The sequence below is a fragment of the Sphingopyxis sp. genome (assembly GCF_036402335.1).
Lineage (GTDB): Bacteria > Pseudomonadota > Alphaproteobacteria > Sphingomonadales > Sphingomonadaceae > Sphingopyxis.
In genome coordinates this window covers 1-12,597 of sequence record NZ_DASWTD010000123.1, presented here as the reverse complement: position 1 = coordinate 12,597, position 12,597 = coordinate 1, and the positions used below count along the sequence as shown (strand labels likewise).

At 66.0% G+C, this 12,597-nt stretch carries 11 protein-coding genes and 1 tRNA gene; all 12 read right to left on the bottom strand.

Annotation, left to right across the window (positions count from 1 at the left end; all coding sequences use genetic code 11):
* Window positions 1–2,498 (bottom strand): TonB-dependent receptor (locus VGD20_RS03770; protein ID WP_331133165.1); only part of this gene is annotated, 2,498 nt, incomplete at its 3' end.
* A 221-nt stretch (window positions 2,499–2,719) separates the two neighbouring features.
* Window positions 2,720–2,795, bottom strand: a tRNA-Phe gene (locus VGD20_RS03765).
* Between the two features lie 96 nt (window positions 2,796–2,891).
* A complete protein-coding gene (locus VGD20_RS03760; RefSeq protein WP_331133164.1) occupies window positions 2,892–3,074 on the bottom strand; it encodes a DNA gyrase inhibitor YacG in 183 nt (60 codons plus the stop codon).
* Window positions 3,064–4,056: a ribonuclease gene (locus VGD20_RS03755; RefSeq protein WP_331133163.1), complete on the bottom strand. Its 993-nt coding sequence runs from the start codon at window positions 4,054–4,056 to the stop codon at window positions 3,064–3,066. The genes VGD20_RS03760 and VGD20_RS03755 overlap by 11 nt, the downstream gene beginning before the upstream one ends.
* Window positions 4,049–4,621 (bottom strand): nucleoside triphosphate pyrophosphatase, encoded by a 573-nt coding sequence (locus VGD20_RS03750; RefSeq protein ID WP_331133166.1) that lies wholly within the window; start codon window positions 4,619–4,621, stop codon window positions 4,049–4,051. Before VGD20_RS03750 ends, VGD20_RS03755 begins: the two co-directional genes overlap by 8 nt.
* A 14-nt stretch (window positions 4,622–4,635) precedes the next feature.
* Complete coding sequence (gene infA, locus VGD20_RS03745) at window positions 4,636–4,854, bottom strand: translation initiation factor IF-1 (protein WP_010162480.1); 219 nt, start codon at window positions 4,852–4,854, stop codon at window positions 4,636–4,638.
* 94 nt (window positions 4,855–4,948) lie between these two features.
* A complete protein-coding gene (locus VGD20_RS03740) occupies window positions 4,949–5,815 on the bottom strand; it encodes a cupin-like domain-containing protein (protein ID WP_331133162.1) in 867 nt (288 codons plus the stop codon).
* Entirely contained in the window at window positions 5,812–7,008 is a 1,197-nt protein-coding gene (locus tag VGD20_RS03735; RefSeq protein ID WP_331133161.1) for a GNAT family N-acetyltransferase, read from the bottom strand. Before VGD20_RS03735 ends, VGD20_RS03740 begins: the two co-directional genes overlap by 4 nt.
* A 466-nt stretch (window positions 7,009–7,474) precedes the next feature.
* Window positions 7,475–9,370 (bottom strand): XrtA/PEP-CTERM system amidotransferase, encoded by a 1,896-nt coding sequence (locus tag VGD20_RS03730; RefSeq protein WP_331133160.1) that lies wholly within the window; start codon window positions 9,368–9,370, stop codon window positions 7,475–7,477.
* An 11-nt stretch (window positions 9,371–9,381) separates the two neighbouring features.
* Window positions 9,382–10,860 carry an exosortase A gene (gene xrtA, locus VGD20_RS03725; RefSeq protein ID WP_331133159.1) on the bottom strand — a complete coding sequence of 493 codons (1,479 nt, stop codon included), beginning with the start codon at window positions 10,858–10,860 and terminating at the stop codon, window positions 9,382–9,384.
* The gene (locus tag VGD20_RS03720) at window positions 10,857–12,062 is read right to left on the bottom strand and encodes a TIGR03087 family PEP-CTERM/XrtA system glycosyltransferase (protein ID WP_331133158.1); all 1,206 of its coding nucleotides are present in this window, start codon (window positions 12,060–12,062) and stop codon (window positions 10,857–10,859) included. Before VGD20_RS03720 ends, xrtA begins: the two co-directional genes overlap by 4 nt.
* Window positions 12,062–12,597, bottom strand: a 536-nt coding sequence (locus VGD20_RS03715) for a GNAT family N-acetyltransferase (RefSeq protein ID WP_331133157.1), incomplete at its 5' end; no start/stop codon positions are given. The genes VGD20_RS03720 and VGD20_RS03715, both read right to left, overlap by 1 nt.

Here is a 12,597-nt window from a genome sequence, read left to right as displayed (position 1 = left end):
GTGAACGACGCGTTGAGCGAGTTCACTTCGCGCTTCAGATTCTGCGCGACGCTCGCCGGGAAACCCGACAGGCCTTCGACGATCTGGACCGGGCTTTCATAGCTGTAGTCGACGTGTGCGATCGCCTTCGTCCCGCCCGCGAACTCGTGCGTATAGGTGCCGCCGATCGACATCGACAGCTCGGGGATGCCCGCGGGCGTGGTGCCCGAGATATCGCCGAACGCCGAGGCGACGAAGCTGTCATACTTGGCGTCGAGATAGGTCGCCGCCAGCGTCAGGTTGAGCCCGTCGACCGGACGCACCGAGCCGTCGAACTCGATCCCGAAGGTCGACTGCTTGCCGGCGTTCGCGAGCGCGAAGCCCGTGCCGGTGAAGACGTTCGACTGGAAGCCCTTGATCGACTGCTTGAACACCGCGACGTTCACCGCAGCGACGTCCCACTGGCCCTTCAAACCGAACTCATAGACGGTCGATTCTTCGGGATCGGCGAAGCGCGAACCCGAGGTCAGGTTCGGGAGGCCGAGGCCGCCCGAGATGATCGCCGGCAGGTCGGCCGCGGTGGGGCGGCTGTCGCGCGACAGGTTGATCGAGCTTGCCTTGAAGCCCGTCGCATAGGTCGCATAGACATTGACCGTATCGGTGAGCTCATAGGCAGCGCGAACGCTGTACGAGAAGTCGCCGTCGTTGGTCTTGCCGTTTTCGACCGCGTTCGGAACGTTGAGGAACGGCGGCAGGAACTGCAACGGGGTCAGCGCCAGAAGCGGGTTGCCGACCGTGAACGGATCGTTGTCGGCGCCCGCCTGGGCCGTCGTCAGGCCGGCATTGGTGGCGCCGAACTGGGTACCGATCGTCGCGATCTGCTGGAATGCAGCGGGCTGCGCCTGTGCGAACGCCTGCACCTGCGCCGCACTGGCCATGCCGCCCGGGACCCCGAGAATGCCGCCGACCTGCGTCGAGATGAATTGCTGCGTCAGCGCGCGGCCACCCGTCGCCGTCAGGTCGATCCCCGAAAACACGTCGCTGCTGACCACGTTGGTCGAGAAGCGCTTGCGGTCCTTGGTATAGTTTCCGCCAAGCGTCAGCGTCAGCCGATCGGTGACTTCGAAATCGACCGTACCGAAGATCGAGAAAGCCTCGTTCTTCATCTTGTAGGCTTCGTCGAGCCCGTCACCGGCGCGGAAGAACTGGCCGCTATAGTCGGTGCCATTGGCAGCGCTCATGACCGCTTCGAGCTGAGCGACGTTGAAGGCACCCTGGCTCGCGGCGCCGATCAGGGCGCTGGCATAGGGACGGAAATCGTTGCCGAATTTGATCGCGCTCTGCTGGTCGACCTTTTCGTTGAAATAATAACCGCCGATCAGGAAGTTGAGCGGACCGTCGAAGTCCGACGTCAGGCGGATTTCCTGCGTGAAGGTGTCGATCCCGACATTGTCGCGCTTCTCGCCGATCAGGTCGGCGCTGGTGAAGTCCGAATCCTGGTTCGTGTCGGCCTGAACCTTGCGGTACGCGGTGATCGAGGTCAGCGCCATATTGCCGAGATCATAATCGATCTGCGCCGAGCCGCCGTAATTCTCGATTTCGTTCGTCGACAGGAAATTGTTGTAGACGTCGTACGAGAAGGGATTTTCGCGGTCGACGCTCTTGCCGCCCGCGAGAAGGTCGGTGATCGCGACGGTCGGGCCGGCGATGACATTGCCCGCGATGCAGCAATTTTCGTCGATCTTGTCATAGTCGCCGATCAGGCGGATCGAGAGGGCGTCGGTCGGTTCGAACAGGAGCTGGCCGCGAACGCCCCAGCGGTTGCGGTCGTTGACGTCGGTGTCGAGTTTCAGGTCCCGCGCATAGCCGTCGCGGCGGTTATAGCTGCCGCCGATCGAGAAGGCGACGGTGTCGCTGATCGGGCCGGTGACGTCACCCTTGACCGTGATCGCGTCGTAATTGCCATAGGTGACTTCAGCCGAACCGCCGAATTCAAACTGCGGCTTTTGCGTGACGATGCTGATGACGCCGGCCGAGGCATTCTTGCCGAACAGCGTCGACTGCGGACCGCGCAGCACTTCGATGCGCTCGACGTTCGGAAGGTCGCCGATCTGGGCGGCCGAGCGCGAACGATAGACGCCGTCGATGAACACGCCGACCGACGGTTCGATGCCGGCGTTGTTCGCGCCGTTGCCGAAGCCGCGGATGATGAAGTTGGTGTTCGCGCTCGACTGGAGCTGCGACACGCGGAGGCTGGGGACCGACGATTGCAGGTCAATGAGGTCACGGATCTGCGATTCCTCGAGCGCGGCAGCCGAGGTCACCGAGACGGCAACGGGCGTGTCCTGCAGCGTTTGCGAACGCTTGCTGGCGGTGACGATGATGTCATTGCCATAATCGGTTACGTCGGTCGCGGTCGCTGCATCGTCGGCGGGAGCGGCGTCCTGGGCGAAAGCGATGACAGGGGTGGTGGCGGCGCACAGCATGGTGGCGCCCAACAGAATGTTGCGCAAAGTCATGATCAATCTCTCTCTCCAAAACCCACCGAGGCGCAGCTGAAAGCTTATCGGGAGATGCCCGGCAGTAGTTCATCGCTGTAACGCACCGCCCTGCCGCGTCAACGCGCGCGCGCGGAAATCGTCCGATTTTCGGACGATTAGTGGCTAAAAAGCAACAGTTTACGCTACGGAAGACGTAACCCGGCTGTCATATTCGAGCGCAAATGGCGATGACGGGAAGGTGGTGCCTGGGGACGGGATCGAACCGCCGACACTGCGATTTTCAGTCGCATGCTCTACCAACTGAGCTACCCAGGCAAGGCCGCTGCGACCGGACGGCCGCGCTGGCGAGCGGCGGCTATAGGCAGGGCTTTGCGTCCTGTCCAGCATCTTTCTTTGCCTTCGATTCGGGGATTATCCCTCGTCGAAACGGTCGTCGTCGGCGGTGCCGTCGGGCGCCTGATCGACGGGCACGCGATAGTCTTCGCCGAACCAGTTCAAGAGGTCGCGGTCGCGGCAGCCGCGGCTGCAGAAGGGCTTGAACCCGGGATCGCGCGGCTTTCCGCAGAGCGGGCAGCGTGAGGACTTACTGGGCATGGCCCACTCCTTTGACGGCCGGATCCGTGACCAGATGGACGGCACGGCCGGTGCGGTTCTGCAACGCATCGATCCAGTGGGGATGCGCCGCGATATGGTCGATCACCGCGCCCCGCGCGGTCAACGTCAACACGCCCGTACCGCGCGCGCGCTCCGCATGGCGCAGCAGCAGCGCGGCGTCGGTCCGGACGGGGTCGAGGCGAATCTGTTCGATCAGCGAAGGACGGGGGCGCCGGCGGATGATCTGCATGAAGCCGAAACCGTTGACCGCGGTCCGCTCGAATGGCTGCGACAGCGCGGCATCGACCGCGGCGTCGATCGCCAGACGGCCTGCGCGATCGGGCAAGGAAGGAAAATCGATCCCGATCGATCCGCCGATGTCGCAGCGGCGGATCACGGCGACCGCCGCCTCCGCTCCCGCTTTCGCGAGCGCCAGCGCGTCGCCCTCGCCGTCGATATCGATGAGCACCATTGCCGGCGTCGCGTCGACCCACAACGCGCCGCCCGCGAACGGCCAATGGCCGGTGCGGACGCAATCGATCATCTCGGACCATCCGGCCTGTTCGAGGCGATCCGCATCCGTAGGCCGCAAGTCGGTGACAGCAACACCGTCCGCCGCGATGCGCGCGCGCAGGGCGGGGCCGTCGGCGAGCGCCGCGCCAGCCTCCGCCAGCCGCGCGCGTGCCGGCTTGTCGCGGCCGCGTTCGCTGAGCGCCATGCGGGTGATCTCGACGACCAACCGCGCGCCGGTCGAGGTCGATGGCGGCAGGCCGGAAAGCGTAGCCTGCGGCTCGCCCGGCCAGTCGAGCGCGACCAGCGCGCCTTTACCGCCCTTGCCCGCTTCGACCAGTTTCGCACCGACGATCGCGCCGAGGCGCGGCGCCTCGCCTTCGCGTTCGATCCGCGCTTCGACGATTTCGCCGCCGTCGACGAGCGCCGCGCGCGCCTCGCCGATTCCGGCCTCGTAGAGCCACTCAGCCAAGCGCGATCCCCGCGCTGCCGAGCAGGACCCCGGTCTCGAACATGGGCAAGCCGACGACATTCGAATGGCTGCCCGACAGGAAACGGACAAAGGTTTCGGCGCGGCCCTGGATCGCATAGCCGCCCGCCTTGCCCATGCCCTCGCCCGATTCGACATACCAGTCGATCTCGGCAGCGCTTAGCACCTTGAACGCGACGACCGTATCGACGACGCGTACGCGCGCCTTGCCGTCGGTCCCGACGACGCAGACGCCCGACCAGACATGGTGCCGGCGTCCGGAGAGGAGGACCAACATGCGGCGCAGGTCGGTCTCGTCCACCGGCTTTTCGAGAATGCGCCGACCGACCGCGACGGTCGTATCGCCCGCAAGGACGACTTCGCCCGCCGCACGCTCGACCGCGAGCGCCTTGCTCCTCGCGAGGCGCGCGACATAGTCGCGCGGCAACTCGCCCTTCAGCGGCGTTTCGTCGATATCGGGCGATGCGATACGCACCGGAATCACCCCGATCCGCGCCAGCAATTCACGCCGGCGCGGCGAGGAGGAGGCAAGCACCAGCGCAGGCATGATCGCCGCGCCGCTCACTTGAAGCGATAGGTGATCCGACCCTTGGTCAGGTCATAGGGCGTGAGTTCGACGAGCACTTCGTCGCCGACCAGCACGCGGATGCGGTTCTTGCGCATCTTTCCGGCCGTGTGGCCCAGAATCTCGTGGTCGTTTTCCAGTTTGACGCGAAACATCGCGTTGGGCAGCAGTTCGACCACTTGGCCGCGCATTTCCAAAAGTTCTTCTTTGGCCATCAGTCCTCTATGGTCTCGAAATTCAAGGATGCGGGCCCATAACCGCAATTTGCGTCAATTGAAAGCAATCTGTCATTGATGCCTTGGCAGCAGTTCAGGCAACCAGCCGCAGCTTGCGTGCGATCCGCCAGCCGACCGAGCGGGCCCACGCATAGCTCGGCCAGCGCGGCGGCATCGCGGGATCAAGACCGATGCGGCGCAGCGCCGCATTGGCTGCGTGGGCTTCGGACTCGCGATAGCTCCACTCGCTTCGCCAGGTGATCGACAGCGAGATCGACGGCGCATCGCCATTCGCGACAAAATGCGGCGCCATCACGGGCATCAGCACTGCGTCGCCGGGACCGAGCGGGACCTGCTGCGCGTCGTCCTTGTACGCCTCCTGCCAGGGCAGATTGCGATGGCCGCCCGCATGATAGCGTTCGTGTTCGCGGCGATGCGCGAACCGCTCGTCGCCCGCGGGCCACACGTTCATGACCTTGGTGCCGCGGAGCTGCAGCAGGATGTTGTGCTCGGGATCGAAGTGAAAGGGCGTGATCGATCCCGGCGACGAAATGAAGATGAACCCTTGCGGCGTCAGCATCGCACCGGTACGCGGTTCGACCACCGGCTCGAGCTCGCCGAGCAGGTCCATCAGCAGCGTGCGATAGGCGGCGACATTCTCAATATTCTTGAGCACCGCCCAACTGCCGTTGCTGTCGATCGTACGGATCGTCTCGCCGATCGACAGGCCGTTCGACGGTACGTCTTCGGGCAGGATGCCGATCGGCACATTGCCCGGATTATATTCGACCGCGCTCGCGGGCAGCCCTTCGCCGAGCACCGCCAGCGCTTCGAGTGACAGCAGCGGGTGATCGGGCAGATGATGGTGGAGCAGCCCCGCCTGATGCGGATAAAGCGCTGCCATCTGCGCGAGCGTTTCGGCAGGAAATACGGGCCGGGCGATCGTCTGGTGCGCGGTCATGACGGGCTTTCTAGTTCATTTTCGGTTGCGGCGGCACCCTTCCAGCGTCGCCAGAAGCGTTCGGCCCTCGTCAACAGCGCAAAACGCAGCCGGTCCGACGGTGCCGACAGCGGGACATTGATCCAGACAAGCGCGCGGCGTTCGCGCCAGACGCTGTCGATCATCGGATGGCCGGGCGCCGCACAGCTGTCGACCCAGCCGATTTGCGGGTCGGCGAGCAGGTCGAGGTTCGCCTGTTGCAACAGCACCCCCGGCGAAAAGCGGGCATGATCCTCGTCGAACGCAGTCTTGAACGAAAAACCGCCCGGCGGGCAAAGGAAATTGACGAGCATCGCGAGCGGGCGATCGTCGAGGTCGAGCGCGCGCATGTCGAGCCGGCCCGCTTCGACCGCGCCGGTCAGGATCGCACGGAACCAGGCTTCGGTGTCGCCGTGGCTCGCGAGTGCGGATCCGGCGCGGCCTTTCCAGCCGCGCCCCTCCAGATCGAGGAAGGCGTCGATCCAGGGGTCGATCGCTTCGCCTGCCTGCCAGCGTCGAAAGCGTACCACACCCTGTTCGGCCAGCCGGTTCGCTTGCCGGCGCAATTCCTTGCGCTTTTTCGCGCGCACGGCCTCGTCCCAATAATCTTCGGGCGACAGCGCGCTTTCGAGCAGCGCGCGTTCTTCGCGGTGGACGACCTCGGCCTCGGCACCGCGTACCCGCGCAACATCAACCAGCGCGCGATGGAGCGGTCCGTCTTCGGTCAGGCGCGGGACATGCACCAGCGTTCGCGCCCACGGCGCGGCATCGCACCAGCCGAGCAGGATCGACCAGAACAGGCTTTCGAAACCGGCGCGCACCAGCGGGGCGCCGTGAAAATGATTGGGATGCGCCCAGCCGGTCACATGGCGGAGCGGCATCCGGCCATAATGTGCCGCGAGCGCGACCGGCATGATGCCGATCACCGGGCCGTCGCTGCCGTCGCGCACGAGCACCAGCCGCGCATGCCGTCCGGGATCGAGCAGGTGAAGCGCCGATTGCAGGCACCAGCGTTCGGCAAAAGGATTGGGCTCGCTTGCCTCGTCGGCCAGCCGGTCCCACGCCGCCGCCAGATCGCCCGACAGCGACAGCGGGTCGACGATGCGCACCGTCAGCGGCGCGCCGTCGACCGGTATTGCGGCGCTGTCGACCGAAAAGGCGGGATGGACCGTCATCGGGAGCGAGCCTAGCAGCCAAGCGTTAAAAACGCGTGGCGATTCCGATAGTCCTTTTCCGCCATTGTCGGATTGAAGCGGCAAGGTTCCGACCGGAAGCTGCCGATAGGGATGTGCACCCCGGCAAAAGCCGGGGCCCCATGCGGTAACACGCTAGTTCGCGTTAGAATTCTGGGCCCCGGCTTTCGCCGGGGTGCACGAAAGGGACAGCTCACCCCCCAAAGCCGGCGCGCCTTCAAATAAGCCTTTCCTACATTATCGGGCTATGCCAGCCTTCACCCGGCTATTTCATTCGGTGAACGGAAAAGTGGTCGCGGCCCGGCTTGCGGGTGCGATCACAGCGCAGCGTACGGGCGCGTCCGGCACGTCGCGAGGCCCAGACCGCGGGGCGCACAGGGCTGAACTTTCCTGAACTTTGAAATTGGGATGCCGTCCTTGAGCAAGTGGACGGTCGCTCGGCGCCACCTCAAATCCCGAACAGCTTCGCCAGCGATTTTTCGAGCATGAAGAATTGCCAGATCAGCCGGCCATGGTCGCGGCGGCCCGACTGGTGCGCAGCGACGATGCGTTCGATCTCGGCCATGTCGAACCAGCCCGAGCGCGCGAGCGTCGACGAAGTCGCGAGTGCCTTCGCCTGCTCCACCAGAGGCCCGCGAAACCAGTGCGATACCGGGGTCACGAACCCCATTTTCGGGCGGTAAAGGATATCGTGCGGCAGGTAACGTTCCATCGCCTGCTTCATGATCGCCTTGCCGGTGCTGCCCTTTACCCGCATCGACGCGGGCAGGCTCGCGGCGAATTCGATCAGGCGATAGTCGAGCAGCGGCTCGCGGGCCTCAAGGCTGACCGCCATGCTCATCCGGTCGGTCTTGGTCAGGATGTCGCCGGGCAACCAGATCATCAGGTCGGCATATTGCGCGCGGTCGAGCGGTTCGCGCGCGGGCGCTTCGCTCATTGCTTTCCAGTAGCGCGTCTCGGCGACATGATCGCCGAGTGCGCGGTGCGCAGTGTCGTTGAACAGGCGCGACCGCTGTTGGAGCCCGGTGACGCCGACCGCCTCGGCATAGCCCTCGGCACCGCTCTTCGACAGGCTGGCGAGCGTTGCGCGCGCGCGCAGCGGACGCGGCGCCCAGTCCATCTGCGGCCAGACGCGCGACAACGGGCCGAGCAGGCCGCGACGCAGGACGCCGGGGATCAGCCCGCGCAGCCGCTCTTCCTGATGCTGGAAAACAAGGCGGCGGTAGCCTGCGAACGCCTCGTCGGCGCCATCACCCGACAGCGCGACCGTCACCTCCTCGCGTGCAAGTTCGCAGACGCGCCAGGTCGGCAGCGCGCTGGCGTCGGCAAAGGGCTCGTCGAACTGGTCGGCGATGCGGTCCACGAGCGCAAAGTCACCCGACGACACGGTGCGCGTGCGGTGGTCGGTCGCGAAACGTTCGGCGATCTGCTGCGCATAGGCGGTTTCGTCGAGCGCCGCCTGGTCGAAGCCGATCGTACAGGTCTTGACCGCCTTCGGGCTCGCCTCGGCCATCAGCGCGACGACCGCACTGCTGTCGACCCCGCCCGAGAGGAAAGCGCCGAGCGGCACGTCGGACACCATGCGGTCGGTCACCGCGGCGCGCATCAGGTGGACGAGATGCTCGGCCGCCTCGCCCTCGGAAGCCCGGATCCGTTTCGAAAAGTCGGGCGCCCACCAGCGCGTCGGCGCGGGCACCGGCTTGCCGCGTTCGAGCATCAGATAATGGCCCGCGGGCAGCTTCTCGACGCCCGCGACGATGCAATTGTCGTCGGGAACATATCCGAAGGCGAGGAAATCCTCGATCGCGGTGAGATTGGCTTCCTGCCGGAGCAGCGGGTTGCGCAGCAGCCCCTTCAGTTCGGAGGCGAAGGCGACCGACCCGTCGGACAGGCGAACGAAATGGAGCGGCTTTACCCCGAGCCGGTCGCGCGCGAGGAACAGGCAGCCGCGCCGGTGATCGTGGATCGCAAAGGCGAACATGCCGTTGAGCCTGGACAGGCAATCGGGGCCCCATTGGCGCCATGCCGCGATGATGACCTCGGTATCGCCGCTGGTGCGAAAGCGGTGACCACGATCTTCGAGCTCGGCGCGAAGCTCGCGGAAATTATAGATTTCGCCATTATAGGTGAGCGTGACGATCTCGTCGTCGCTCGCCATCGGCTGCGGGCTGCCTTCGATATCGATGATCGAGAGGCGGAGATGGCCGAGCCCGACGCCGGGCGCGGTCCATTCGCCCGATCCGTCGGGCCCGCGATGCGCCATCGGATGCAGCATCGCCCGCAGGCGCGCGGGGTCGACGGGCTTTGCCGTTTCAACGTGATAAATGCCCGCGATGCCGCACATATGTTGACCGTCTAGCGGCTTTTCAGCGCGCGGTCAGCCATCGCTTTGACTCCGCCCGACGCGGAAACGAAATCCTCTATCGCATTGCGGCCGCCATGCCGCTCTTCGCTCGACACGATCAGCGACAGCGCGCGCGGGTCGCCGCCGAGCAGCCGCGCCTGCAGGCCCGCCAGTTTCGCACGCCGCGGATTGCCCGTCACGGTGCCTCCGACGACATACCAGGTCGCAGCGTCGCGCAGCACCGGACCGGGGTGCAGCAGTCGCTCGGTCTTTGCGTCTTCGACCGCCGGCAGCGCCGCGCTCCACGCCCATTTGCTATCGTGATCGATTGCGCCCTGCCCGAAAGCGACGACCTCGCGCCCTTCGGCCTGCCGTTCGTAGCCGCCGATCGCGACCGTCACGACCTGCCCCCCGTCATTGGCGAACTGGCGCAGCAGGCGCTGGTCGGCGCCGTCAAAGCGCGGCGCCCATGCGGCGGCGTCCACGCGCGCATCGCGCCAGCCCGGCGGGGTTTCGACCGTCATCGTCGGGGGCAGCGGTGCGCTGCGGCCGCCGACGAGGAGGCCCCAGCCGGCGAAGAACAGCGGGACCGCGAGCGCAGCGGGAAGCACCGCCCTGGCCGCCCCCGCAAAGCGCGGCGTGCCGCCCAGCTCGGAGACATCAACCGCGACATCGTTCGCCGGGCGGTCGAACCAGCGCAGCGCGACGAGCATGACGATCAGGATAACGAGACCGAAGAAAATCCAGCCGTAGAAGATATGATCGATGCCGCCCGCCGCCTCGATCCCCCAGATGTCGGCGGCGACCATCGTCCCATAGGCGCGCAGGGCATTGGCGACGATCGTCGTGACGAGCGCGGCGGCGACGAAGACGATCCGCCGCGTCCAGCTTTTGAAGCAGAGATGCGCCGCGAACACCGAGTAAGCGAGCATCGCGATGAGGAAATTGACCCCCGAACATTCCTCGGCGACCTCGAAGAAGCCGGCTTTGGTCGTGACGAACACGCCCTGCATTTCGGTGGCGATACCCGACATGTGAAGCAGGACGACGCTGATATGCGCGGTAAAGGTCTGGAGCAGCGGCACCAGTTCCTCGCCGAACGGCACAAGCAGCAGCGCGTAGCCGAGCGGGAACAGCAGTCCGCGCACCAGTTTTTCACCAAGCGTCGCACCGACCCCGCCCTGCAGCATCAGGACCAGCCCGAGCTGCCGGAACAGCCCGACCCCCGCCGCCTCGCCGACGAGCCATACCAGCCCCGCGCCCGCCATCCAGAGCAGCGCGGGCCACCAGAAGGCCGGCGTCAGCGGGCGCAGCAGCGCGGCGCGCTGCGACACCAGCCAGCCGATCATCGGCACCATCAGCAGGCAATGGGTGAAAGTCGAACTGTGCCACCAGATGCCGGCCATGTCGGCGGCATCGCGCCAGAAGATCGCGAGGATCGTCGCCGCGAGCAGCGCGAGTGCTCCCAGATGGCGGCGCCACGGCGTCACACGGGCAATCCCAGCAGCGCGCCAAGCGGCGAGAGGCGGGCCTCCCAGCCATAGCGTTCGATCATGCGCGTACGCGCCGCCTGCCCCATCGCTGCGGCGCCGGCGCGATCGTCGAAGAGCGTGCACACCGCGTCCGCCAGTCCGCCCGAGCCGTCGGCGACGAGCAGATGCTCGCCCGGCGCCGCGTCGACCCCCGTCGCGGCGGCCACGCTCGCGACCACCGGCCGCGCCATCGCCATCGCCTCGAGCAGCTTGTTCTGGACGCCGCGCGCGAGCAGCAACGGCGCGACGACCGCGTCGGCGGCGGCGAGCCATGGCCGCACGTCGGGCACTTCGCCGGTCACCGTCACACCCGGCAGTTTTTCGAGCGCACGCACCTCGTCGGTCGGCGCGCGGCCGACGATCGCGAACCGCGCCTGCGGATGGCGCACGCGGATCAGCGGCAATATATCGGCCGCGAACCAGCGCACCGCGTCGATATTGGGGCGATAATCCATCTGGCCGGTAAAGACCGCGAGCGGCCCCTCGCCTGCGCCAACGACGTCGAACGAAATCGCTGGATCGAAGCGGTCGGTGTCGATGCCGTTTTCGACCGCGCGCACGTGGTCGGCGCCCAGCCCGCTATGGCTGCGGAACAGTGCCGCCTCGGCTTCGCTGACAAACAGGCTGGCATCGACGCGGCGCGCGATTTCGGCCTCATAGGCGCCCAGCACGCGCGCTTCGCGTTTGTGCACCCAATTCAGCGGCTGGCGCCTGTCCTGTTCGGCGTAAGTGGCGAATTTGGCGGAATCGACGTCGACGAAATCCATCAGCACCGGGCCGCCGAAATCGGCGGGGACATATTGTGCCATCTGGCCCGAAAAGGCGACGATGTGGGTGACACCGCCGCGTCCGACGAGGGCTTCGACATGGTGCGCCAGCGCCGCATTACGGAACAGGCGGTTCGACACGGGCTCGCCCCGCGCAACCGCCTGCATCAACGCCAACGGGCGCGACACGCCGCGCACCTCGACCGACAAGCTCTTGCAAAGGGGTGCCATCTTGGCGCGGGCCAGTGCGGCATCGGCTTCATTGTCGGCGAGCGCCGCGACATGCACCGGCGCAAGCTTTGCCAGCGCCTCGAACATATGCCAGCTGCGGATCCGGTCGCCGCGGTCGGGGGGCCAAGGCGCGCGGTGAACGAGAAACAGGATTTCGGGCATTAGCCGAGCCCGCGCGCGATCAGCGGGCCGATCCGGTTTGCCGCCCACAGCGGCATCTTTTTCCAGAGGTCGACCTGCAGCCGGTATCTGGCGCTGTTCGGATTGGTGTCGCGCGCGGTTTCACCGGTCGCGAGCCAGCGGGCGTAGACGAGCGGCTGCGGCTCGAAACCCCAGTTTTTCTTGTAGGCGAAGGGGCCTGTCCCGACCTTCGATCGACCAAAATCGAAGCGTGTGCAGCCGCGTGCATAGGCGTGGCGCATCAGTGAGAAATACATGAGTTCGTTGGCGCGCAGCCGTCGCGCATCGCTTGTCCCGCCGCCCCAATAGGGCATGACCGTCCCGCGCCAGTAGAGGCTGAGCACGCTCGCCACCGGACGCCCGTCTTCGCGCACCGTCAGGATGTCGGCATCTTCGCCAAACGCATCGAGCACCGCATCGAACAGTTTTTTCGGAAACACCGGGGTCCCGAGATTGCGAACACTCGTGGCATAGATGCGATAGTGATCGCGGCGTTCGGCGGCATCGGCGCCGGTGG